Annotated in this window: 25 protein-coding genes and 4 pseudogenes; 8 read left to right on the forward strand and 21 right to left on the reverse strand. The window is 68.0% G+C overall.

Annotation, left to right across the window (positions count from 1 at the left end; genetic code table 11):
* Positions 1-340 precede the first annotated feature (340 nt).
* The 5 genes and pseudogenes from AB0H83_RS37310 to AB0H83_RS37330 all read right to left on the reverse strand — a co-directional run bounded on the left by AB0H83_RS37310 (position 341) and on the right by AB0H83_RS37330 (position 4466).
* Entirely contained in the window at positions 341-436 is a 96-nt protein-coding gene (locus AB0H83_RS37310) for a hypothetical protein (protein ID WP_360103642.1), read from the reverse strand.
* A 59-nt stretch (positions 437-495) separates the two neighbouring features.
* Positions 496-1647 (reverse strand): annotated as a pseudogene (locus AB0H83_RS37315) (TIGR02679 domain-containing protein); the annotation flags it as partial.
* 304 nt (positions 1648-1951) lie between these two features.
* Positions 1952-2866, reverse strand: a complete 915-nt coding sequence (locus tag AB0H83_RS37320) for an SPFH domain-containing protein (protein WP_360103520.1) — start codon at positions 2864-2866, stop codon at positions 1952-1954.
* 126 nt (positions 2867-2992) lie between these two features.
* Positions 2993-3574, reverse strand: a complete 582-nt coding sequence (locus AB0H83_RS37325; protein ID WP_360103522.1) for a cyclase family protein — start codon at positions 3572-3574, stop codon at positions 2993-2995.
* A gap of 238 nt (positions 3575-3812) precedes the next feature.
* Entirely contained in the window at positions 3813-4466 is a 654-nt protein-coding gene (locus AB0H83_RS37330) for a CBS domain-containing protein (RefSeq protein ID WP_360103524.1), read from the reverse strand.
* Between the two features lie 569 nt (positions 4467-5035).
* Between AB0H83_RS37330 and AB0H83_RS37335 the strand changes: the two genes are divergently transcribed.
* Entirely contained in the window at positions 5036-6010 is a 975-nt protein-coding gene (locus tag AB0H83_RS37335) for a sigma-70 family RNA polymerase sigma factor (RefSeq protein ID WP_360103526.1), read from the forward strand.
* 96 nt (positions 6011-6106) lie between these two features.
* Positions 6107-6418: pseudogene (locus tag AB0H83_RS37340) on the forward strand (nuclear transport factor 2 family protein); the annotation flags it as partial.
* Positions 6419-6473: 55 nt separating this feature from the next.
* On the opposite strand, the gene AB0H83_RS37345 reads toward AB0H83_RS37340, so the two are convergent.
* Positions 6474-6794 (reverse strand): STAS domain-containing protein, encoded by a 321-nt coding sequence (locus AB0H83_RS37345; protein ID WP_360103528.1) that lies wholly within the window; start codon positions 6792-6794, stop codon positions 6474-6476.
* A gap of 811 nt (positions 6795-7605) precedes the next feature.
* On the opposite strand from AB0H83_RS37345, the gene AB0H83_RS37350 reads away from it, so the two are divergent.
* Positions 7606-7911 (forward strand): MerR family transcriptional regulator, encoded by a 306-nt coding sequence (locus AB0H83_RS37350; protein ID WP_360103530.1) that lies wholly within the window; start codon positions 7606-7608, stop codon positions 7909-7911.
* A gap of 84 nt (positions 7912-7995) precedes the next feature.
* The gene (locus tag AB0H83_RS37355; RefSeq protein ID WP_360103532.1) at positions 7996-8808 is read left to right on the forward strand and encodes a SpoIIE family protein phosphatase; all 813 of its coding nucleotides are present in this window, start codon (positions 7996-7998) and stop codon (positions 8806-8808) included.
* A 21-nt stretch (positions 8809-8829) separates the two neighbouring features.
* Here the strand turns inward: AB0H83_RS37355 and AB0H83_RS37360 are convergent, their stop codons facing one another.
* Complete coding sequence (locus AB0H83_RS37360) at positions 8830-9180, reverse strand: STAS domain-containing protein (RefSeq protein WP_360103534.1); 351 nt, start codon at positions 9178-9180, stop codon at positions 8830-8832.
* 227 nt (positions 9181-9407) lie between these two features.
* Positions 9408-9704: a hypothetical protein gene (locus AB0H83_RS37365; protein ID WP_360103536.1), complete on the reverse strand. Its 297-nt coding sequence runs from the start codon at positions 9702-9704 to the stop codon at positions 9408-9410.
* 434 nt (positions 9705-10138) lie between these two features.
* Here AB0H83_RS37365 and AB0H83_RS37370 point away from each other — a divergent pair, with 434 nt between their 5' ends.
* Together AB0H83_RS37370 and AB0H83_RS37375 are read left to right on the forward strand one after the other, a co-directional pair.
* The gene (locus AB0H83_RS37370) at positions 10139-10678 is read left to right on the forward strand and encodes a hypothetical protein (protein WP_360103538.1); all 540 of its coding nucleotides are present in this window, start codon (positions 10139-10141) and stop codon (positions 10676-10678) included.
* Positions 10679-10770: 92 nt separating this feature from the next.
* On the forward strand, positions 10771-11052 hold the full coding sequence (locus AB0H83_RS37375) for a DUF2071 domain-containing protein (RefSeq protein ID WP_360103540.1): 282 nt from the start codon (positions 10771-10773) through the stop codon (positions 11050-11052).
* A gap of 154 nt (positions 11053-11206) precedes the next feature.
* On the opposite strand, the pseudogene AB0H83_RS37380 reads toward AB0H83_RS37375, so the two are convergent.
* A pseudogene (locus AB0H83_RS37380) lies at positions 11207-11488 on the reverse strand (DJ-1/PfpI family protein); the annotation flags it as partial.
* A 5-nt stretch (positions 11489-11493) separates the two neighbouring features.
* Here AB0H83_RS37380 and AB0H83_RS37385 point away from each other — a divergent pair.
* Positions 11494-11670: a hypothetical protein gene (locus AB0H83_RS37385; RefSeq protein ID WP_360103650.1), complete on the forward strand. Its 177-nt coding sequence runs from the start codon at positions 11494-11496 to the stop codon at positions 11668-11670.
* A gap of 3 nt (positions 11671-11673) precedes the next feature.
* On the opposite strand, the pseudogene AB0H83_RS37390 reads toward AB0H83_RS37385, so the two are convergent.
* The 11 genes and pseudogenes from AB0H83_RS37390 to AB0H83_RS37440 all read right to left on the reverse strand — a co-directional run.
* Positions 11674-11754: pseudogene (locus AB0H83_RS37390) on the reverse strand (beta-ketoacyl-ACP reductase); the annotation flags it as partial.
* Positions 11755-11761: 7 nt separating this feature from the next.
* Positions 11762-12337, reverse strand: a complete 576-nt coding sequence (locus tag AB0H83_RS37395) for a TetR/AcrR family transcriptional regulator (protein ID WP_360103542.1) — start codon at positions 12335-12337, stop codon at positions 11762-11764.
* Complete coding sequence (locus tag AB0H83_RS37400) at positions 12334-12900, reverse strand: helix-turn-helix domain-containing protein (RefSeq protein WP_360103544.1); 567 nt, start codon at positions 12898-12900, stop codon at positions 12334-12336. The genes AB0H83_RS37395 and AB0H83_RS37400 overlap by 4 nt, the downstream gene beginning before the upstream one ends.
* Positions 12900-14579, reverse strand: coding sequence for a hypothetical protein (locus AB0H83_RS37405; protein WP_360103546.1), 1680 nt, complete (start codon positions 14577-14579; stop codon positions 12900-12902). The genes AB0H83_RS37400 and AB0H83_RS37405 overlap by 1 nt, the downstream gene beginning before the upstream one ends.
* 89 nt (positions 14580-14668) lie before the next feature.
* Entirely contained in the window at positions 14669-15352 is a 684-nt protein-coding gene (locus tag AB0H83_RS37410; protein WP_360103548.1) for an ATP-binding cassette domain-containing protein, read from the reverse strand.
* The gene (gene urtD, locus AB0H83_RS37415; protein ID WP_360103550.1) at positions 15345-16304 is read right to left on the reverse strand and encodes an urea ABC transporter ATP-binding protein UrtD; all 960 of its coding nucleotides are present in this window, start codon (positions 16302-16304) and stop codon (positions 15345-15347) included. Before urtD ends, AB0H83_RS37410 begins: the two co-directional genes overlap by 8 nt.
* Entirely contained in the window at positions 16301-17395 is a 1095-nt protein-coding gene (urtC, locus tag AB0H83_RS37420) for an urea ABC transporter permease subunit UrtC (RefSeq protein ID WP_360103552.1), read from the reverse strand. The genes urtD and urtC overlap by 4 nt, the downstream gene beginning before the upstream one ends.
* Positions 17392-18276, reverse strand: a complete 885-nt coding sequence (urtB, locus tag AB0H83_RS37425; RefSeq protein WP_360103554.1) for an urea ABC transporter permease subunit UrtB — start codon at positions 18274-18276, stop codon at positions 17392-17394. The genes urtC and urtB overlap by 4 nt, the downstream gene beginning before the upstream one ends.
* A 106-nt stretch (positions 18277-18382) precedes the next feature.
* Positions 18383-19678, reverse strand: coding sequence for an urea ABC transporter substrate-binding protein (gene urtA / locus AB0H83_RS37430; protein WP_360103556.1), 1296 nt, complete (start codon positions 19676-19678; stop codon positions 18383-18385).
* 455 nt (positions 19679-20133) lie between these two features.
* Positions 20134-20523: a hypothetical protein gene (locus AB0H83_RS37435; RefSeq protein ID WP_360103558.1), complete on the reverse strand. Its 390-nt coding sequence runs from the start codon at positions 20521-20523 to the stop codon at positions 20134-20136.
* Positions 20524-20787: 264 nt separating this feature from the next.
* Positions 20788-21354 (reverse strand): DUF5994 family protein, encoded by a 567-nt coding sequence (locus AB0H83_RS37440; protein ID WP_360103560.1) that lies wholly within the window; start codon positions 21352-21354, stop codon positions 20788-20790.
* 372 nt (positions 21355-21726) lie between these two features.
* On the opposite strand from AB0H83_RS37440, the gene AB0H83_RS37445 reads away from it, so the two are divergent.
* Positions 21727-22266: an inorganic diphosphatase gene (locus AB0H83_RS37445; RefSeq protein ID WP_360103562.1), complete on the forward strand. Its 540-nt coding sequence runs from the start codon at positions 21727-21729 to the stop codon at positions 22264-22266.
* Between the two features lie 57 nt (positions 22267-22323).
* On the opposite strand, the gene AB0H83_RS37450 is transcribed toward AB0H83_RS37445, so the two are convergent.
* On the reverse strand, positions 22324-23106 hold the full coding sequence (locus AB0H83_RS37450) for a BON domain-containing protein (RefSeq protein WP_360103564.1): 783 nt from the start codon (positions 23104-23106) through the stop codon (positions 22324-22326).
* Between the last annotated feature and the right edge of the window lie 33 nt (positions 23107-23139).

Here is a 23139-nt window from a genome sequence, read left to right on the forward strand (position 1 = left end):
AAACATGCATGTCGGTGGTCGCCGACTGGACAGAGCTCCCATTCGTCCGCGCGGCGCAACGGCAGGCAGTGTCGGCCGGTGATCTTGTCCACGGCGGCGTCACGGCAACACCGCCGGTTGGGCGGCCGCCCAACGGTCAGGAGCCACGACGAGTCGGCGGCGGCTGATTTCCTGCTGGGGATCGGGTGCCAAAGCCTGGCTTGACCGGGTTGGCTTTCGGTCGGAGGATCGCTGGCGGGGAAGGGGAAGCTCGCCCCGTTTGCCCGCGCTTCGTGCGCGTTGCCTGTCGAGTCCCGTTTTTCCGGGGAGAACCGCTGTTTCGGGGATTGATCAGAGCCCGTCAAGAACTGGCTGTGGTCTCGTGAACGCCGGTGAGGTCCATGAGGAGTTCAGCGAGCACGGCTTCCTCATGGACGGCCAGTCCGCGAGCCTGCATGGCGACACCGAGATCGGGGTCCCACGTTGTAGGCACGGGCTTTCCGGCAAGGGCAATTGCGTGGTCGTCGACGTGGTCCGGGCGGCCGCCGCTGCTCGGTAATCGGCGGCCGACATGCGCCAAGCAGACGCGCCGAGATTGATGATGCGGCCGGCGACGGCGATGCCGGGCCAGTCGAAGTCTCCGTGGTATAGGACCGGATGCTTCGCGGAAATCAGCGCTTGCACAAGCCGAGTGCCGACGGTGGCGGGGTTACCAGACAAGCACACCAGTGGTGCGTCGACGCCTGCATGCCCGGCGGCCTGCAGCACCTGCGGGTTTTCGCAGACGAAGACGATCTGGCCGGGTCTGGCATAGGACACGGCGCCCGCGCGGTCGAGTTCGTGCAGGGTGATATGGGTGATGAGGCCCAGGTCGGCCCGGTCCCGCATCATGCTCGGCCATCTGTCCGGGCCTGGCGGCCGGAGCCGCCATGCGAGGACCGTTCCGGAGATCGTGTCAGTGGCGACGCCACGGATCTGCCAGAGGTCCCGCCGCTGGGCCGCGGTTTCGGGAACCGGACGGTCGTGTGCCTGCGCGGCGGCGCGCAGCAGTACCAGCGATACGAGCGTCGTGTCGTCGAGCCCGTGAGCGTCACCGGTGACCCTGCTCGCCAGGGCCGCGAGTTCGATCGGCGGCCGGTCGCCGGGCAGAAGCAGGATCGCAAGGGCGGTGACTGCGTGGTCCAGTGCACGTTCTGCGGCGTCGATCCCGGCTCGAGTGAGGACGCCGGTGCGCTGCAGGCCTGCGATCCAGGCGGGCACCCATGCGGCGTCGGCCAGTCCGGCACCGGCCAGCGCGGCGTCGAGCCGCAGCCATACTTCGTTCCACTGTGTCTGCAACTCCCGGCGTTCCGCGCCGCGGTCGGCCACCGGCTGGCCGTGAATGATCTGCAGCGCCGAAACGAGGCCTAGCTGGGCGGCGGAGTGGCGGAGTGCCTCATCGAGGTCGGCGAGCTTGACGGGTCGCCCCTGACCGGGTTGCAGCGGTCGGCTGAGCAGGCCGGAAAGGCGGTCCGCTGCGGCGTCGTCGAGGTCGACGCTGATCGAGCCGGTGATGCGGAGACCGTTGCGCTCCAGCCGGGCGCGGGCGGTGGACCACACGGCCGCGAGTTCCGGGCCGGCGAGGTAGGCGCGGAGGTTGGGGGAGTGCGATGGCGTGTGATCGGTCATGTCGTGTGCAGGAAGTGTCGGTTGCGACCGTCCCAGCGGACGTGGGCAGTTGCGGCGGGGGTTGCCCTCCTCGCGGCGGCGAGCAACACCAACGCCATCCGCCTCTACAGCAGCTCGGGTTCCGGATCCGCCGACTGGCCGACTTCACCTCATACCGCACGGCCGCGGCCTGAGGCGGTGCGGCAGCGCCGCCGCCGAGCGCTACCGCGGCGAGCCCGAATGGCATTGCTGTTGTTCCTGCCGATGGCCGGCACCGGGCCGAACGGCGCGCCGCTGCTGGGCCTCATCGGGGTCATCTTCGTGTTCACGATCGCCGAGTCGAGCCGTTCCCTACCGCTCTACGTGCCTGCGCTGTGCGCGGCGTCGAGACTCGGGTTGCCAGTTTCCGCTGCCGCGCAGGCTGACGTGCGGCGTGGAGCCGGACAACTTGCTGGCGTGCTCCGTCTTTGATGCCGGGGGCCGGCGCTCGCGCCGACTCCGGCTTGTCCAGAAAGCGCAGCAATTCGACTGGGAACGGCAGGACCAGCGTCGAGTTCTTCTCGGCCGCCACCTCGACCACCGTCTCCAACAGCCGCAGTTGCAGCGCGGTCGGTGTCAGCGCCATCGCGGCCGCGGCGTCGGCGAGCTTGTGCGACGCCTGCAGCTCACCATCCGCGGTGATGATCCGCGCGCGCCGTTCGCGCTCCGCCTCAGCTTGCCGGGACATCGAGCGTTTCATCGACTCCGGCAGCGAGACATCCTTGATTTCCACGCGGTCGATGTGGATGCCCCATTCGATTGCCGGGTTGTCGATCATGACCTCGAGGCCCTGGTTGAGTCGTTCGCGGTTGGTCAGGAGCTGGTCGAGGTCGCTCTTGCCGATGATCGAGCGCAACGACGTCTGTGCCACCTGGAGGACCGCGAACATGTAGTCCTGCACGTTGATGGCGGCGCGGATCGGGTCGAAGACCCGGAAGTACACCACCGCGTCGACTTTGACGGTCACGTTGTCCCGGGTGATGCCGTCCTGTGCCGGTACCGGCATGGTGACGATCTGCAGGTTGACCTTCTGCAGCCGGTCCACCCCGGGCACGATCAGGACCAGGCCGGGCCCGCGCGTCTCGTCCTGCAGACGGCCGAGCCGGAAGATCAGACCACGCTCGAACTGCCGGACGATCCGGACGCTGGCCGCAAACCCGGCTATCGCCAGGAGCAGCACCGTTATGAGTAATGGACCCATGGCATATCGCCACCATCCGTGCGCGTCGGGGTCCCAACAGCCACTATAACGCGGTGTGCGCGGTGCGCTTCGCTGCGCCGCAGCGTCGTGTAGCGCCTCGCTCCGTCCGGGTGGAAACCCCGCACCCTAGCCGTTGTAGACCGCGACGGCGCGCACGGGGAACGACGCCATCGCGCGTACCGGCGCAGGGAGAGCGGTCAGGTAGGCCCCGGTGTCGGGTACTGATTCGAGGTTGGTCAGGTGTTCGATGATCGGGATGTCGGCGCCGAGCAGCCGCTGGTGGGCGGGCCGTTTCGGGTCGGCCGGGTCGTCGATGTTGAGCGAGTCGATGCCGACGAGCGCGGCATTGGCGTCAACGAGTTTGTCGGCGGCGTCAGCGGCCAGGTGCGGGCAGTCCAAGTCGAGGTAACGGGATGTGGCCCAGTGATGGGCCCAGCCGGTGTGCACCAGGACAGCGCGTCCCCACAGCCGGTCGGGGTTGCCGAGGTCGGCTGCGGTCACTGAGGTTCGGCCGTAGGCGCGCACGATCGTGATCGATACGTTGACCAGCCGTTCGAGTGGCAGGTGTGCGAGGTCGGCCCGGTCGACGTGATAGTGGTACGGCGCGTCGAGGTAGGTGCCAGTATTGCCGAGCAGGCCCAGCGACTCGATCTCGAACGAGCGGGTGAGTACCCCGGCGGCGATCTCGTGCGACAGGTCCACGATCACTATTCCGAGTATACGCAGAGTATGTATACGCAGAGTAGCGACATCAGGGCTACTCCAGTAGGACAGCGGAATGTCGCGGGGGACTCAGCTGTCGTGCTGCGCACGACCTGGAGGCTTCCGGCACTGCTGTCCGCGGCCTCGTGGCCCGGAGGGACGTGGCCGGGCCGGGGCGCGGCCCGGCCACCACCGAACCTGTCGACGACCGACATGCCACGGCCGCAGGTGGGTTACTCCGCGGTTACGACGTCGCGTAGACCCGCTCGACGAACTCGGCGAGCCGGTGATCGTCGAGGTTGCGGGCCAGGTCCGACTCGCTGATGATGCCGACCAGGCGCCGGTTCTCGATCACCGGCAACCGCTTGACCTGGTGGTTCTCCATCACCTGCAGCACCTCGCTGACGTCGGCCGTGGCTTCGACCCAGTACAACCTCTCCTGGGCGAGATCACGCGCCGTCACCTCGCGGGGGTCGCCGCCTTCCGCGATGCACCTCACGGCGATGTCGCGGTCGGTGATGATGCCATGCAACCGGTCGTCCGCGCCGCAGATCGGCAGCGAGCCGACACCGAGGTCGCGCATTTTCTGCGCGGCGGTCGCGATGCTGTCGTTCTCGCCGACGCACTCGGTGCCCGGGTGCATGATGTCCCTTGCCTGCCGGGTCAGGTCCGGTCGACCCGACAATTTGCGCATCTCCTCCGCGTGGGTGTCCAAGGCAGCAAGCTTGCCGGACACGGCCTCATGCGTTGCCGTTCCGGCGTGCTCGGCGTAGTACGCCTCACCAAGCTCCCGCAGCAGCTCGTTGCGCCGCCGCTGGGCCCGTACGAAGTCGATTCGCTCCCGGCCGCGCGTCACGCCACGCTTGGCGGACGCCCTTACCCTGTCGAACGTCGTCATCACCCCTCCTCTCCTGTGCAGCACCTCTCCGATGTAGCCATAGTGGAAGCCAGTGGGCCTCTCGCCTGCAACGCTACGTCGCCAGCGTCGTGCCTGACGTGCTGATCGCGGCCAGGGTGCGTCCAACCACTCGATTGGCCACTCCGAGATGGCTTGATGCTCGGCTCGCTGGCTTCGACGGCGTGGCGGTCGAGGGACTCGCACCAGTAGGTGCCGGTCGGCGTGTCGGCGTATTTTCATGATCAGCGGCGGGTTCGGCGTACGGATCGACGCAACCGCACATCCCATCGACATACCCACACATCGACCGGCATCGCGCAACGACGCCGATCGAACCCCACCTTTAAAGATCTGTAGTGCATCAGATGAAGCGGCGCAGATGCACTCATCTGTCGAATACAGTGCATCCGATCATGGTGGCAGCGGCGAGGTGGGCGGGCGAATGTCTGAGCTTCAGCCGTCGCTGGGCGCGTCGGTGGTGTCGTTGTAGCGTGACGGTGGTGGGCCGTGCCGGAGCTCCTGGGAGTCGTTCGTATCGGGTTGGCGAGTCCTAGGCGGTGCAGTTGTTGGTGGCGGCGCGGGCGGGTGATGGTGATGCCTTCGGCCGTTTGGTCGGGCCGTTGCGGGACGAGCTCCGCGCGCACTGCTACCGGATGCTCGGGTCGGTTCACGACGCGGAGGACGCGGTTCAGGAGACCTTGGATCGGGCGTGGCGAAGTCTGGACCGGTTTGAGGACCACGGTTCGATCCGGCCGTGGCTGTACAAGATCGCGACGAACCGGTCGCTGACGACTATCGAGCGTCGGGGGCGGCGTGAGTTGCCCACCGACCTGAGCCCGGGCGGCGTTCCGCTGGCGGAGGCGCACTGGCTGGAGCCGTACCCGGATCGGCTGATGAGTTGGACGGCGCAGCTGGGTCCGGAGGCCTGCGTCGTCGCGCGGGAGAGCGTGGAGTTGGCGTTCGTCGCCGCCGTGCAGCAGCTGTCCGCTCGGCAACGAGCTGTCCTGCTGCTGCGTGATGTCCTCGGTTACGCCGCCAGCGAGGCCGCCGACCTGCTGGACACTACGGTCCCCGCGGTCAACGGTGCATTGCAGCAGGCCCACAAGGTCCTTGCCGGCCTGCTGCCGGACACCAGCCAGCACCAGACTCTCGACGCGCTGGGCGAGGCCGCGCAGCGGGAGTTGGCCAAGCGGTACATGAGCGCGTGGGAGGTCGGTGACGTCGACGCCATTGTGGCGATGTTGACCGAAGATGCACGGTACTCGATGCCTCCGTTGAGGGTCTGGTACGGAGGCCACGACGAGATCCGCGGGTTCCTGGCCGACGCCGTATCGCGGCATCGGTGGCGCTTCCTGCCGGCGCGGGCGAACGGACAGCTCGCGTTCGGCACATACCTGTGGAGCGACGAGCGGGGCGTGTACGCGCCGGCCGGCCTGGACCTGGTAGCGCTCCGCGGCCGGCAGATGGCCGAGGTGGTCTCGTTTCTCGACGCTGACTTCGCGACCTTCGGCCTGCCGGCGCAGCTGACCACGAATTGTTCGTAGGCACGCGATGAGTTTGCCGGCCGGCCCGGGTTGTAGTCCTGACGGACGCATCAGCCCGCACGAACGGAGCCGACCACGCCCACCAGCGAGGAACAGATCCGTGCCCTGATCGAGCGCTGGACCGAGGCGGTCCACGGCGGCGACCTGACCGCAGTCCTTGCCTACCACGCCGAGAACATCGTGATGTTCGACGTGCCGCCACCGCATCAGGGCGTACGTGGCCTCGACGCATATTGTAAGACCTGGCCGCCGTTCTTCCGGTGGCAGGCCCGCGGTGCCTCGTTCGAGATCGAGTCGCTGGACGTCACCGCCGGCGACGATGTCGCCTTCGCGTACGCCCTGCTGCGCTGTGGCACCGAGCAGGACTTCGCCGACAATCCTGACAACCGGCTGCGGGTGACATTCGGCTGCACTCTCGTCGCGCATGCGCCGGGCGGGAGTAAAACTCACGGCGGTGCCTTGGTTAGGGCGTTTCGTGCGCGTTGAGATAGTCGGTGAGGCCGGTGGTGTGCAGCGTTCGGCGTACGGCGGGGTTGAGGCCCGACACGGCGACCCGGCATCCGGTTTCGTCGCAGGCGTGCCGGGCGCTGACCAGTGCGCCGAGGCCGGAGGAGTCCAGGAACGTGATCAGGTTGAGGTCGATCACCAGTTGGGCGGGGCATGTGGCGAGCACGTCGGTGATGACCTGGCGGAACTTCGCGGCGGTGGTCTGCTGCAGCTCGCCGCGGAGCACGATGACGATCTGATCGTCGAGCTGCGGCTGCACCTCAGCCGAGAAAGTCATCGTCGGTCCTACCCTTTCGTATCTTCGACGCCGAGCGTTGCTGGCGGCCCGATTATCCACAAACTGGTGCAACTCGGCCATCGATGATCGACCCGCATCGCCGTGGGCCATGTCAGCGCATCCGACGAGCCGGGCACATCGGCGGGGTCGTCAAAGCGGCGCAGCCCCGGGGATGTCGTTCCGGCGCGGCGCCCGGCGGTCTGGGCAGGTTCAGTCAGTCGAGGGATTCGGTCGGGTGAACCAGAAAATCTGTGCCGGGGAACCTAGACATGCTCACTGGAATCGGCTAACTTTTCTGGAGTTGAGAGCAGACAGCACGAGAGACGCTGACGAGTCGCCCCGGCAGTTGGGCGGCGAGCTGAGCCTGGAACATCAGGGTTCGCTCAGGATTTGGTAGTACGAAGTAGTAGGCCTGAACGTTCGATGTTCGGGTTGCAGGAGGGTGAGCCAGGGATTGTGTTGGTGGCATCGCCCGTGAAGCAGTTCACCGCTGGTGGGGTCGCGAAGGTGTGTCGATCCCTGCCGTACCAGCGGGCTCGAAAGACAGCAACACCAGGAGTTGAAGCAGAGGAAAGGGAGGGTTCGGCACCGTTGGATCGCCCGCACCGGCCGCAGTTGAGCTGGGCGGACACCGTTGGTTCCATCGAACGAGAGGTGGTCTCCGGTCACGATTATGCGATCCTCGCTCTCGGCGCTGTCTGTGGCGTTCGAGGCGGATACGACAAGCCGGCGTTCGTGTCGGTAGATGGTGTATGACCCATAACCCTTGGGCCCCGGCGCATTGCGCCGGGGCCCTCGACACGGAGGCGCCATGGCCCAACCCGATGACATGTTCGGTGACGAGGACTATCCGGCCTACACGATGGGCCGGGCCGCGGAGATTGTCGGCACGTCGCAGGACTTCCTGCGCCGCCTCGACGAGCTGAAACTCATCACACCGCAACGCTCGGCCGGCGGGCATCGTCGCTACTCCCGCTACCAGCTGCGCCTCGCTGCCCGCGCCCGGGAGATGGTCGAGCAGGGCACCGCCGTGGAGGCAGCGTGCCGGATCATCGTCCTCGAAGACCAGCTCGAGGAAGCCTTGCGGATCAACGCAGAACGCCAACGCCTCACCTGACAGCACCAGCCCGGCCAGCCTGAGCCGGCGGCCGGGCGCCCGTCCCGGTCCTTCTGCCGGCCTGCCGCCCGTTACCCCCGCATCGTGCAGGCCGGACTGCTCGGCGACGATCCCACGCTCGGCGAGGGCGCGGCCAGGCTTGTGCTGGGAGTTCGACCGGTACGCGTAGCCGGCCAACGGCGCATCTCCCACCGTGGCGCCCGGGGATGCTGCCGTCCCTACGCTCGGCGGCGGCAGGAGCGCGACCGATCGGTCAGCCGCACTGCGTCGCCGTATGCTGCGGGGATCGACCTCAGCGGGACGTCGATGATGGCCGCGATGCTCGGCGCAGTCGAGGACGCGGCGCCGGTCGACGCGATCGAGGCGATCATGCGTGAGCTGGCCAAGTCCCTCGACGCCCGGTCAGTGTCGTTCCTCATCGCCGATCTGGGCGGGCGGGCGTTGGTCCGGCTCACCCACGCGCCGCGCGGGACGGCCGCGGACGCGCCGGGGGATCGCCGGGGCGGTGACGAGGTCGCCACCGTGCTGCCGCTGGACGGCCAGGTCGAGCCTCTGGACCTTCCGCGCAGTTTCCCGCTGGGGATGGTGCCCGACGCCACCTTTCAGACTGGGGACGTGACGCTGCAGGCCGGGGATCGGCTGGTGATCGTGACCGACGGGATGCGGGAACGCGGCGCGGCGCAGCTCGACCTGAACGCCGAGCTGCTTCGCGTCGCCGATCTGCACCCGCGGGAAGCGACCCGCGCTCTGGCCGACGCGGTCCTGCGGGTGGCCGGCCCGGTCCTGGCCGACGACGCCACGCTGCTGATCATCGACTGGTACAACGATCACGGGCGGGCACGGCATACCAGCGCGGGCGCCGACCAGGCCCCCACCAGCGCAGCCCGGCCCAGCTAATCGGCCCGCTGGCTGCAGTGGTCACGCCTCGGCCGCCAGATCAGCCTCGGCCGCCTGCACGTCTTCGCAGACTCGGATCAGCCGATCCACCGACGTCAGGCTGAGCAGGCTGCGCACCATGGGGCGGGGCGCGGCGACGTAGACCCGGCCGTCGCGGTCCAGCAGCTGCTTGTACAGCCACACGATCATGCCCAGCGCGGTCGAGTCGATGAGCCGCACACCCGCAAGGTCCAGCACCACGACACGCATACCATCATCAACGGCTTGCTGCAGGTGCTGGCGCACGTCCGCAGCAGTGGCCAGGTCCAGATCCCCGCCCGCCTGCACGATCAAACAGCCGCGGCCCGGTCGGGTCGTCACGGACAGGTCCACCCTGGGCCTCCACTCGAAACGGATGTGTCTGCACCTACGGCACCAGCCTACGGCTCAGGCAGGTCCGCAGGCCCAGGCTGATCGGCCGCCGCGACGACGTTCGGCAGGTACTCGTGGAAGGCGGGCCGACGTGGTCGGGTGTCGCGCTGCAGGTCGGTGAGGGTGCCCCCGAGCTCGGAGAGCGCCGCCATTCCGCCACGCCGCCGCGACGCGGTCTGGCTCAGCCATCACGGCGGCCCGTCCGCGAGCTGCGAGTGGTGCGCGGCGAGGATGCGGGCGACCATCGCCGCTGGGTAGACAGTCAGGCGGTTACGGCTGATGCCGGCGGCCAACACGATCAGGTCACTGCCGGAGATGCCGCACAGATGCCTTGCCGCCGCGGGGAGGGTGAGTGCGCCGCGGGCGTCCACCAGCGGTCGTCCGACCGGATGGCGCCGGAGCAGGATCGCGCCATCGGCGACGTCGATACCGAGTCGGTGTTCGGGGCTCAGCCCAGCCGATGCGGCAGAATGCGGGCCGAGCACCGTCCTGCCTGGTCGAGTCTGGCCACATCGAGTTTGACGGCGCAGGCCACGGCTGCTGCGTGGTGGGCGGCAGGATCGGCAATGGTGGCGGTATCGGCCTGGATCGGGGGAGTGGGCGGGGGATCAGCGCGCCGATCAGCTGTTCAGCGGCAGGCCCGCTGCGTCTCATGGCGGTCATCGTGACCGCACCGGATTTTAAGGTGCGCGTACCGCAGCGGTCGTGATCGCCCGATCGGTCCAGCAGGCATGCGACAGAGCACCAGCGCACCGACGTCCCGGACGGACGGTGCCAGTTATACCGGCCATCGTCGCCGGAGCGGGTTCGGCGTGCACATAACCGACCTGGCGTCACCCGCTCGGGAGATGGTCAGCTGGATGACCCAGCCGCCCGGGCGCTACGTGTAGCAACGGCAGACCCGGGTATGGGCGCCCATATGCTGAAGCGTGCGGTGTGGCAAGGTCTGGTGGCCGGTCTGGCCGGCGCTGCGGTGATGACCATGGCGGAGAAGGTCGAGCAGCGGCTCACCCGGCGGCCGGACTCGCATGTGCCGGCCCGGGTGCTGGCCCGCCTGACGGGTCTGCCCGAGCAGCCGGCAGACCAGCCGCGGTGGCTGAACCTGGCGATGCATTTCGGGCAGGGCGCCCTGGTGGGGGTGCTGCGCAGCGTCATGGCCCAGGCGGGGCTGAGGGGTCCGGTCGCGTCGGGCATGTTCACAGTGGTGCGGCTCAGCAGCGACCAGATCCTGGAGAACGCCACCGGAGTGGGTGCCCCGCCGCAGACGTGGCCCCGCCAGGAGCTGGCCGTCGACGTGCTGCACAAGACCGTGTACGGCTTCACCACCGGCGTGGTCGCCGACGCCCTCGCCGCCCGCGACGGCCTGGGCCCCGGCCAGCGCCACGCCGCGATGCGCACCGGCCGGCACGCCGACGTCGGCCCGCTTACCCGCTCGACGGCGCAGCGGGCCCGGACCTGACCCCGGCACGACGCGAAGGTGACGCAGAAGCGATGCAGGCGCCGCAACCGCCGCGGGTGGCCACCGCCGCGATGATCCAGCGGTGACGGTGGATGACGTTCATCCACTGGCGCTACCCGGCCGAGGTGCTCCAGCGCAGCCTCCCGCCGGGCCTGACCGTGCACACCTTCGACGGTATCGGCTGGGTCGGCCTGCTGCCCTTCCTCATGGACGGCGTCCGTGCGCCGTACACGCCGGCGATGCCGTGGCTGTCCAGGTTCGCCGAGACGAACCTCCGCACCTATGTGCGTGGACCGGACGGCCGCACCGGCATCTTCTTCTCCCTCGACGCGGCCCGGCTGCCAGCCGTCGCCGCCGCCGTTGATCGTGAATGATGTGCTGCGCCTGGACGTCGATCGCTACCGCCTGTGAGGCGTTTGCCTTGTCCTGACCCGCTCACGATCGGAGATGCGAGAGCAGCGGCGCGACCGGTAGATGCATCGCCGGGTATGCCGCTGCAGGCGTCGTGGTCGCGGACGCTCGACGAGCTTACGCCCGGCCTGCAGCGCCGGCGGACGCCGGGGATTTGGCGAACGCTTGCACGATGCGCTCGCAGAAGGCGGGCAGGTCGTCGGGCGACCGGCTGGTGGTGATGTTGCCGTCGGTGACGACCTGCTCGTCGACCACCTCCGCCCCGGCGTTGCGCAGGTCGGTGCGCACGCTCGGCCACGAGGTCAGCCGGCGACCCCGCGCGACGTCGGCCTCGACGAAGTTCCACGGGCCGTGGCAGATGGAAGCGACCGGCTTGCCCGACTGGACGAAGTCCCGGACGACCGGTGGCGATCCGGACGAACGAGCGGACCAGCGGCGTGGCCGGGTCGGCCCGCCAGGCGAACAGCAGCCGGCTCGGTGGCCGGTCGTTCACCGAGACGGTGACCAGGTCGGCCGGCAGCGCCTGGTCGAGCGCCGCCACTGCGACGGTGCCGTTGCACAGCACCGGCTGCAGGCATTGATGTTCGGTTGCCGAACTCCCGTGCCATGGATCGCGCTACGTCGACCAGTCCGGCTTTGGATGCAGCGTAGTTCACTTGGCCGGACCGGCGCCTACGGGACGACGCGGTCGCGGATGCTGTCGAGCACCGCCTCCGCTGCCCATGCGGCTGCGTCGGCGATGTCACGCCGGTCCATGCCGAACTCGCGGCGAAACGTCACCCAGGTCGCGGCGGAGTCGAGGTGGGACAGTGCCACGATGACCGCTCTGCGCTGTGCCGTGTCGAGGGATGGCACCTCGGCGTCCAGCAGCCGCTCGAGGTGCGCCCGGCCGAGCGACGGCGCCGCGCCGCTCACGCCGCGCATTGTCGTCTCAGCGACGACGTGCGCGAGCTCCGGCCGCGCGTCGTACCGCTGCATCGCGTCGCGGATCGCGAGGGGGATGTCGAAGATCGAGTGCGACTCCTCGCGGACGAACACCGTCGCCTCGATCCACGCTGCGGTCGCCAGCAGCAGATCGACCCGCGTAGGATAGTTACGGAACACCGTGCGCTCGGCGATGCCGGCCCGGCGGGCGACGAGCCGGTAGGGCACGTCGTCGCTGCCGACTTCCTCGATCAGCTCGGCGTAGGCGGCGAGGATCGCCGCTTGCGTGCCGCTCAGCGCCGGGACGGCCATCGACCTGCTCACGGCTCCGCCCACGTCGCGTCGGGCAGCCTCGCGAGCACTGTGTCCACGACGCGATCGAAGGCGTCGCAGATCTCGCCGGCATCCAGGTCGAAGCCCGTGCGCAGTCGCGCCCAGAACGTCGCCGACGAGAAGTAACGCAGGGATGCCGCGACCCGCCGCCGATCCCGCCGGTTGAGCGTCGAAGCCGACACGTCGAGCATCGCCTCGATCGCACGCGTGATGTAGGCGGGCTCGGCGTCGAGCGTCAGCGAGATCGTAGACGCCCGTGCGCCGACGAATGCGTACGCGGGCGACCTGTCGAAGGCGCGGAAGCGCTCATGCACGGCAGCGCGGAAATCGGCCACGGTCACGAACGGCGGCAGCGGGAAATGGGTCTGCTCAATCCAGTTCGACAGCGCGGCGAGCAGGTGGGCACGCGTGGGGTACTGGCGGTAAACCGTGCGCTCTGAGATGCCGACCTCGTCGGCGAGGGCGCGATAGGAGATGTCGTCGAACGTGTGCTCACGCAGCAGAACCGCCGCGCTCGCCAGAATTGCGGTCGCGGTGTCGACCGACTCCTCCATCACGTTCCCCTACCTCGATCGGTCGCCCAGTGCGGGGTGCCGGTGACTTCCGCCGGTAGCACGTAGCGATCGGAATCGTCGAGCGTGAGCGCCAGCGATGAGACGTACTGCACCTGGCCGTGCGCCCCTCGCTGGGCCGAGGCCAGCATATCCGGTCGCTCGAACATATATCCGGTGACATGGCAGCGGAGCCGCTCGCCCGAGGGGTTGCCGTGCTCGTCGAACAGGGGAGAGTCGATGCCGTCGGAGCGGCGGCGGAGGTAGTAGCGACCCCGCGTGGCGAGGGCCATGACCGGCGTGGCGACGAACGCGACGCCGATCGCGATGAGCACCGAGAACGGCTTGACGGCGGTGCCGAGCAGCCCGGCGAACGCGAGCAGCGAAAGCACCGAGGCGAGCCCCACCGACACGAGCCCCACCGGGTTCCAGTCGTACAGCATGCCACGGCGGAATTCAGGGAAGCGCGGCGAGATGCGCAGCACCCACTTGTTGATTGCGATATCGGTGGCGATCGTCACGAGCCACGCCATGACGACATTCGCGTACAGGCTCAGGACGAAGGAGATGAGGGTGAAGACGTCCAGCATCATGAGCGCGTACGCGATCACAAGGTTGAGCAGCACGAAGATCGTGCGACCCGGGTAGTGCTTCGCCACTCGGGTGAAGACGTTCGACCAGGCGAGCGAGCCCGAATACGCGTTCGTCACGTTGATCTTCACCTGCGCGACCACGATGAGCACGAGGGCGAGGGCGATCGCGAGCCAGTCGGGGAACAGGGTCTGGTACATGCCGACGAACTGCTTGACCGGTTCGGTTGCGGAGTGCCCGAGGGTGGGATCGACCTTCACGAGGACGTAGACGGCGAGAAACACCCCGATCATCTGCTTGGCGCCGCTGAAGATGACCCAGCCCGGGCCGGACAATGCGAATGACGTCCACCACGAGCGGGCGTTCGACGGCGTGCGTGGCGGCATGGCGCGGATGTAGTCGATCTGCTCCGCCAGTTGCGGGGTGAGGGCGAAGCACACGGCCGCGCTTGAGACAACGGCGCCGAAACTGATCGAGCCGTCGGAGTTGCCGTTGAACGACGTGAAGGCGCGCACTGACTCGGGGTCGGAGACGATGATCCACAGCAGCGGCAGCAGGGCGAGGGCGAGCCACAGGGGCGTGGTCCAGAAATGCAGGCGCTCCAGCGCACGCATGCCGTAGATGACGATCGGGATCACGACCACGGTCGAGATGAGATAGCCGAGCCACAGCGGCGTCCCCGTCGCCACCTGGAGCCCTTGCGCCATGATGGCGCCTTCCAAGGCAAAGAAGATGCAGGTGAAGCCCGCGAAGACCACGGTTGTGATGATCGAGCCGTAGTAGCCGAATCCCGAGCCACGGGCGATGAGGTCGAGGTCGAGGTTGTAGCGGGCGGCGTAGTATGCGACGGGTACGCCCACGACGACGATGATGACCGACGCGAACAGGATGCCGAGCATGGCATTGGCGGTGCCGTGGTCGATGCCGATGGTCGCGCCGATCGAGAAATCGGCGAGGAACGCGATGGACCCGAGGGCTGTCGCGCCGACGGAGGCCGCGCTCCAGCGCCGGAAGGTGCGCGGCACATATCGGAAGGCGTAGTCCTCGAGGCTGTCCTCCGCAGCCGCGCGCGCGTTGCCTGTCCTGCTCACAGTGGCTTCCCCTCACGCGCCGGGCGTGGGGCATCTTCCGGGCTCGTTGTTACGAAAGTGTTGCAGGCCCGGAAACCGGTAATGTCGGCTCAGATCGCCATGGCGGCTCGCACGGTGGAGACGGCTGCCGAGCCCCCCTCGTCGGTATGGGTGACGAAGCCCGAGGCAAGCACGACGTAACGCTCAGCGGCCTCGAGGGCGAAGCCGATGTGCTGCTCGACGAGCAGCACGTTGATACCCTCGCCGGCCAGCTGCACGATGGTGCGCTCGATCTCGGCGACGATCGTGGGCTGGATGCCCTCGGTCGGCTCGTCAAGGATGAGCAGCTTCGGCTCGGTGATGAGGGCGCGGGCGATCGCGAGCTGCTGGCGCTGCCCGCCCGAGAGCAGGCCTGCCTTCCGGGCTGCGAACTGCTCCAACGCGGGGAAGCGAGCCATCTGCGCGTCGATGAGTGCCTTGCCGCCCCGGCGTCCGTCGGCGACGAGCTGCAGATTCTCGAGCGTGGTGAGCTGCCCGAACGCCTGCTGGCCCTGCGGCACGTACGCCATGCCGCGAGCGACGCGCTTGTTGGGGGCGAGCGACGAGATGTCTTCGCCGTCGAAGAACACGCGGCCCCTCGTCGGCTTGATGAGCCCGATCGCGACCCGCAGCAGCGTCGTCTTGCCGGCGCCATTGTGGCCGAGCACGGCCACGACCTTCCCGGCCGGCACCGTCACGCCGTGCAGCACCCGCGTGCGCCCGTAGCCGGCCTCGATGTCGGTGAGCTCAAGCATGTGAGTCCTCCTCCTGCTGCTGCGTCCCGGCTGTCACTTCCGGCTCGCTTGCGAGCCGGACAGCTGGCTCTGTCGGCTCGCTTGCGAGCCGGACAGCTGGCTCTGTCGGCTCGCTTGCGAGCCGGACAGCTGGCTCTGTCGGCTCGTTTGCGAGCGCGACGGCGGCCACGTCGGGTACGACCGACATGGCGGCCGTGGTCGCGGCTCCCGCAGTGCCGAGGTAGACCTCCTGCACCTTGGGGTCGGCCTGCACGTCGGCCACCGTGCCGTGCGTGAGCACCTTGCCCTGGTGCAGCACCGTCACGCGGGTGGCAAATCGGCGCATGAAGTCCATGTCGTGCTCGACCACCAGCACGATGCGCTTCGCCGCGATGCGCTGCAGGAGCTCGCCGGTCGCGGTGCGCTCGTCGTGGCTCATACCGGCGACGGGTTCGTCGAGCAGCAGCACCCTCGCGTCCTGCACGAGCAGCATCGCAATCTCCAGCCACTGCTTCTGGCCGTGCGACAAGATGCCGGCCGGCGTGGCGAGTTCGTCGGTGAGTCCTGTCTCCTCAAGCGCCTGCACGATCGACGGGTCGACGCCACGCCGGGTCCGTAGCAGCGAGGCCCAGTGGCGGTGGCGTCCGGCGGCGATGTCGAGATTCTGCAGCACCGAGAGCTCGTTGAAGACGCTGGCGGTCTGGAACGTGCGGCCGACCCCCAGCCGGACGATCTTGTGCACCGGCCTGCCGAGCAGCTCCTGCTCGCCGAGCCTCGCCGACCCGGTGGCCGCAGAGAGCCCCGTGATGGCGTCGATGCAGGTCGTCTTGCCGGCACCGTTCGGGCCGATGAGGAACCGGACCTCGCCGGGGTGCGCGTCGAAGGAGACGCCGCCGACCGCGACGAAGCCCGAGAACTCGACGCGGAGGTCCGTGACGACGAGCGAGTCGCCTGAGGAAGTGGGCCCGGTCATGACTTCGCCTCCTCGAGCTGCAGGGTTGCGGTCGCCGCCGCGGGCTGTTCGGCCGGGTCCCGGCGCGCTGCCGTGAATTTGGCCAGCACCGACGACAGTCCTTTCGGCAGGAAGAGGATGACGACGATGAACAGCAGGCCGATGATGTAGGTCCAGCCCTCGGGCCAGGTGGAGCCGAGGCTCGACTGCCCCCAGCCGACCGCTATCGCACCGAGCGCGGGGCCGAAGAGCGAGGCGCGGCCGCCGAAGGCAACGCCCGCGATCATGAGGATCGAGGCGGCGGCACCGATCTCGGCCGGAGTGATGATGCCGACGATGGGCACGAACATCGCTCCGCCGATGCTTGCCATCAGCGCTGCGACGACGAAGGCGACGAGCTTGATGTTGGCCGGGTCGTAGCCGAGGAAGCGCACGCGCTCCTCGGCGTCCCGGGTGGCGACGAGGAGCTCACCGAAGCGGCTGCGGTAGAGCTGCCACACCACGAGCAGGCACACGACGAGCAGCGCGGCCGTGATGAGGTACACCATCTCCCTGTTCGCCGGGTCGTTCAGCACGAAACCGAAGAAGTACTTGAAGTCGCTGAGCCCGGTGTCGCCGCCGGTCTCGCGGATCGTGGAGCTGATCAGGGTGGCGAGCGCGACGGCGAGCGCCTGCGTCAGGATCGCGAAGTACGCGCCCTTCACGCGGCGCTTGAACAGCGCGTAGCCGAGGATGCCGGCCGCGACCATCGGGAGCAGCACGATCGCCAGCAGGGTGAACGCAGCACTGCGGAACGGCTCCCAGAACGCCGGGAGCGGCGCGAGCGGGTCATAGAGCACCATGAACCCCGGCACCCCGTCACCGGCGGTCTCCAGCGTGAGGTGCATAGCCATCGAGTAGGCACCGAGGGCGAAGAACACCCCTTGGCCCATGACGAGCATCCCGCCCCGGCCCCACGCCAGGCCGATGCCGACGGCGGCTATCGCCCAGCAGCAGTACTTGCCGAGGTTGCTGAGCCAGTGATCGGTGAGCACGAGGGGAGCGACCGCGAGGAGCAGGACGGCGAACACCCCGATGCCGCCAAGTGAAAGGTGTGGCTTCAGTTTGGTCATACCAGACTCCTGGTTCGCACCGTGAACAGGCCCTGCGGGCGCACCTGCAGGAAGACGATCACGAGGATGAAGGCAAGCACCTGCGCGAGGCTGCCGGTCGTCCAGTAGGCGAAACACGACAGGACGACGCCCACCGCCCACGCGGCGATGATGGTGCCCTTGAGCTGGCCGATGCCGCCGGCGGCGACGACGAGGAAGGCCGGGATGATGTACTGCGCGCCCATCTGGGAGTTCGTGCCACCGATGAGCGACGCGGCCACGCCGGCGACCCCGGCCAGTCCCGACCCGACGAAGAAGGTCAGGCGGTCGATGGTGCGGGTGGAGATCCCCGCGGTCTCGGCGAGGTCCCGGTTCTGCACGGTCGCCCGGATGCGGCGGCCGAACGAGGTGTACTTGAGCCAGGCCGCCAGCGCGGCGACGCAGACGGTCGCGAGCAGGATGGTGAACACCTGCCGCAGCGGCCAGTCGTAGCCGAGGATGGTCAACTGCCCGTCGAGCCAGCCTGGCTTCTCCACCGGGACGCCCTGGGACGGGAAGATCTGCAGCGCCGCCTGTTGCAGGATCAGGCTGACACCGACCGTGACGAGCAGGGTGTCGAGGGGCCTGCGGTACATCCATTGGATGATGCTGGCCTCCAGCAGGAGGCCGAACAGTCCGGCGACGACGAACGCGACCGGCAGCGCGACCGGGATCGACAGGTTGCTGGAGTCGATGACCTGTTGGACGAGGTAGGCGGTGAAGGCGCCGATCATGAGGAACTCGCCGTGGGCCATGTTGATCACGCCCATCTGACCGAACGTGAGCGAGAGGCCGAGCGCGGCGAGCAGGAGCAGCGCACCCTGTGCGCTGCCGTTCAGCAGCGGTGGGATCAATGCGTCCACGTGCTCTCGCTCTCTGTGCGGGGGTGGGTGTGAGGGGGATCCGGGTACGCGGGGTTGCCTGCCGCAGGCGACACGCAACCCCGCGTCCGGGTGGGCGGTGGGGGGATCAGCCCGCGGCCTTCACGAGCTGGTCGCGGACGTTCGCCGGGAACCAGTCGTAGCCGTTGAGGAACGGGTCGGGCTTGATGAACTTGTCGGAGGCCCAGACGATGTCGAACTGGTTGCTGGCGTTGATCCGGCCGATGTGACCCGGCTTTGAGATGTGGTGGTTCTCGCCGTCGAGCGTGACGGTGCCCTCCGGCGCGGCGAACGTGATGGTGTTCTTCTTCGCTGCGGCGTTCACCGCGTTGACGTCGAACGAGCCGGCCGCCTCGACGAGGGCCTTGTACAGGTACAGCGAGATGTAGGCGGCCTCCATCGGGTCGGAGGTGACGCCGCTGCTGTTGGGGTAGGCCTTCCAGCTGTCGATGAACTTCTGGTTGGTGTCGGTCTTGAGCGACTGGAAGTAGTTCCATGACGCGTAGTGACCGGTGACCTCGTGGCCCATGGCCGGCGCCTCCTCCTCGGCGATCGACACCGAGATGATCGGCGTCGTCGCCGCGGTGAGGCCGGCGTCGTAGTAGGCCTTGATGAAGCCGACGTTCGACGAGCCGTTGATGGTGTTGAAGATGAAGTCGGGCTTGGCCGCCTTGATCTTCGCTACCTGGGTGGTCCAGTCGTCCTTGTCGAGGGGTACGTACTCCTCACCGACGATCTTGATGCCGAGCTTGGCCGCGTAGAGCTTGATGATCGCGTTCGCGGTGCGCGGGAAGACGTAGTCGCTGCCGGCGAGGAACAGATTCTTCACCCCCTTGGAGGCGAGGAAGTCCATCGCCGGGATGATCTGCTGGTTGGTGGTCGCGCCGGTGTAGTAGATGTTCGGCGACGCCTCAAGGCCCTCGTACTGCACCGGGTAGAAGAAGAGGCCGTTGTTCTTCTCGACGACCGGCTTGACGGCCTTGCGCGAGGACGAGGTCCAGCCGCCGAAGATCGCGCCGACGCAGTCCTGGGTGAGCAGCTTCTCGGTCTTCTCCGCGAAGGTGGGCCAGTCGGTGGCGCCGTCCTCCTGGACGTACTGGATCTTCTTTCCGAGGATGCCGCCGCCAGCGTTGATCTCGTCGGCGGCCATGTGCAGCACGTTGGAGACGGTTTTCTCGGAGATCGCCATGCCGCCGGTGAGGGAGTTGAGGAAGCCGAGCTTGATGGTGTTGCCGGAGGTGTCGACGCAACTGGGTCCGGCCGACTTGCTGCCGGACGTTTCGTCGCCGGCGCGGGCGCCACAGCCGGCGAGCACGAGGGCGACGGTCGTCGCGAAGGCGCCTGTGGCGACAAGCGTGCGCAGCCGCTTGCGGGTGGTGGACATATGCGGGAACTCCGTTCCTGGTCAAGGACGTGTGACGCCGGGGTCGCGGCACAGCGGATGGTGCGGATGTTCATGTCCCGGGCCGAGCCGCCGGCGTCCCAAGCGCCCAGCCCGGTTTCGCCAACGACGTGCAGCCGGCTGCTGCAGGTGAGAGCAGATTGGTCTCGTGTCATTGCTCTGACATTTCTCGACCGTTCCAACTATGTAACCGCTACCCGGCACAGCCGTACTGGCCTCGTAGATGCACCGGAAATCGCAGAAGGGCGATGTCAGAGTTCTGTCGCGCCCGAGATGGGGGCAGAACGATGGCACACTTCTGACATCCGGGAGGGGCCGATGCGCTGCGCCCCGCCGAGACGGTGTTGCGCGATCGGCGGGCGGCCACGGTGTCGAACAACTCGGGAAACCTGCCGTCCTTGTCACGGATCAGGTACTTGGCTTTGGATCCCGCGTCCTCAAGGTCCATGACGAGATTCCTCGCGGCCTGCGCCACCCAGGACGCGGATGGACCGTAGCGTGCGCGGCCGGCCGGTGCGCTTGGGTCGGGAGGCGGCCGCGTGGCGACGGGCGATGCGATCGCGGTGCCAGCGCAGGACGGTGTCGGGGCGTACGAGTAATTGCAGCCCGTTGAGCACGTTCATTGGCAGTCGGTGCAGCAGCGCCGCCAGGAACGCCCGATCGGTCGGGTCGAACCGCACCCTCTCCTTGCCCAGTTGGCGTTGCAGCACCATGAGCTGGTGGCGTAAGGCGAGGATTTCGGCGTCCTTGTCCCGGTCGCTCATCGGTAGCAATCGCAGGATCGCGAGCGCGTTCGTCACACCGAGGTACGCCAGTCGTAGCAGCACGACGGGCCATCATCCCGCAGTTATCGTTGGCCATGCGTGAGGACGGCCGCACCGCACGGGTCAAGATCCCTAGCGGCCCGTATCGGCTCTGACCAGGGTGGATGACGTTTTCGGCAAGCACAACGTCGGCCAACCACTACGCACTACAAGCGCAAGCTGACCCTCGTCAGGCCGTGACGACGACCTTGCCCCGGGGCGAGCTTTCCTTGGGGGCGAGCATCCGCGGAACCTCGATCAGGCCGAACCGGCGGTTCCGAACGCAGGTCATGAGGCGTTCGCCGGCTCGGCTGGGACATGCCGTCGCGAGGGCTTCCGGGCGCTGTGGCCGCCTTCGTTGTCCCACACGGTGCTGGGGTCGACGCCTTCATTGCGTTCGGCGGCTGGTGCGGTGCGGGACGCGGCGAGGATGGCCGGAGCGTGCAGTTGGTTGGCCGGGTCGGCGGCCGTGGCCATGGCGATGGCTGCGGTGGCGGCGTTGGCCTCGGGGGGCACGACGAGCAGGTCGATCTGGTCGCCGCGCTCGGTGGTGGCGATGAGCATGCCGGGGTCGACGGTGCTGAACCACCCGGCCCGCACCGCGCGGGTGCCGACCGCGAGACGCCGGAAGTGGCTATCCCAGCTGTGGCTGTTGAGCATCAGTTGACGGATCGGTCCGTACTGTTCGTTCAGGGCGAGGATCAACCCCGGCAGTTCGGCCACCGGGTCCCGGGAGCGGGGCCACCAACCGCCGTCGAGGACGGCTCGTGCGGCCCGTACGGCGGTGAGCGACAGCCGTGGCTGGGTCGGCGGTCCTGGCGGAACAACGGTGACGCGTTGGGCGGCGGTGAACATGACTGGCCCCTCTCCCGACCTGCGGCTGCCTCCGGGAGGTGACCGGTATGGGAACCTGCCGCTTTGCGTCGGCGTGACTCGGTCCGTGCTGCGCCGACCGTGGTCCGTCGACGGTGCATATTTCGGCCACCGGGGTCTCGAGTGCCCAGAGCCAACTCTACGCCTGCAGCACGAGAACGACGCGATGCCTCGTCGGCGTTCCTGACGACCCCTGCGATATCAGCGTCACGGGTTTGTCGGGGGAGCGGAGGTGCCGGCCGCTGTACCGTCGGAAGCGCCGTCGTGGCGGGCGACGGTCAACGGATCCGGCCGCGGCGCCGCACGATTCCCCGGATGAGGCGGTGGCGGAAAGGCATGCGAGGGGCGGAGCGTATGGAGTTCGACGTGACGGTCGAGAGTCCCAAGGGAACGCGCAACAAGTACGAGGTGGACCGCCGCACCGGCCGGATCCGGTTGGACCGCACCCTGTTCACCGCCACCCAGTACCCGGAGGACTACGGCTTCATCGAGCACACGCTCGGCGAGGACGCTGACCCCCTCGACGCGCTCGTGCTGGTCCGGGAACCGACCTTTCCGGGCTGTCAGATCCGCTGCCGGGCGTTCGGCATGTTCCGCATGCTCGACGCGAAAGGCCCGGACCCGAAGGTGCTCTGCGTCCCGACCGCTGACCCGCGCCTGGCCTACCTGGTGGACCTGCCCGACCTTGAACCGTTCCACAAGCTGGAGATCCAGCACTTCTTCGAGATCTACCAGGATCTCGAACCGGGCAAGATCATCGACGCCGAGCACGGCGTCTGGGCCGACCGCGCCGAGGCCGAGGCCGAGGTCACCCGATCCCGCCACCGTGCCGTCCGCGCCGCGGGCCGGTCCGAAGACGGGACCCGAACCGAGAGGACCGCGGCGCGCCGCTGAGACCAGCGCCGTCGCGTGGAGACAGCGAACGGCTGTGGGCGCGGATGCGCTCGCAGGTCAGGATGCGATGTGCAGTTCGTTCCGAACGCTCGTCACGCCGGCGGCACTCCAGGCGGATCGCTCCGCCTCGCGCAGCTCCGACCACGACCCGACGCTGCCGTACAGCGTCAGTTCGGATCCGTCGAGGTCGATCGTGATCCACCGTGGGTTCAGCATGGCGTTGCGTCGCATTGCGGCCTCGACCGCTGCCTTGGTGTCGGCGGTCGTCGGCTGCGACTCGAGCGAGATCTCATTGCTGATCTGCGTCACGCCTTTGAGGTACATGACCGCCCGCGCTGCGGCGTTGCGCTGGTACTCCCAGGTCACCTCACCCGAGAGGGTGATCTTGCGGTCGCGGACATGGGCGGTGACCGCGTTGGGCGGGACGTCGACGGCCCACGCAAGGACCTGGCGGGCGGCCTCCGCGATGTCCTGATCGTTGACGCCAGAGGGGGTCGCAGCGCGGACGGACGTCTTGTTGGTGACATTCCTGACGCCGCCGACCCGCATGGCGGCGTGTGTCGCCGCGAGCCGTTCCGGCAGGCTGGCAACCTCGCCGGACAACGTCACCGTTCCGTCGCTGACCTGCACTTCGACGCCGGTTTCGTCGATGCTCGGGGTGTATTGCAGTTCGTCGATGACGGCGGTCTTCACTTCCTGGTCGGTCTTGTGCGGTGTCTGTGCCACAAGTCCCACGATGTCCCACATCCCGAGTGGGCGCCAGCCCAGTTTGGTCCGTATCGCCAAGATCTTTTCGATCCGCGGGAAACACCACAGTTCATAGCGATATAGGTGCTTCATCCGGGCAAGGTATTCGGCCCTGAGTGTTGTGGC

Source organism: Dactylosporangium sp. NPDC050688 (assembly GCF_040654515.1).
Classification (GTDB): Bacteria; Actinomycetota; Actinomycetes; order Mycobacteriales; family Micromonosporaceae; genus Dactylosporangium.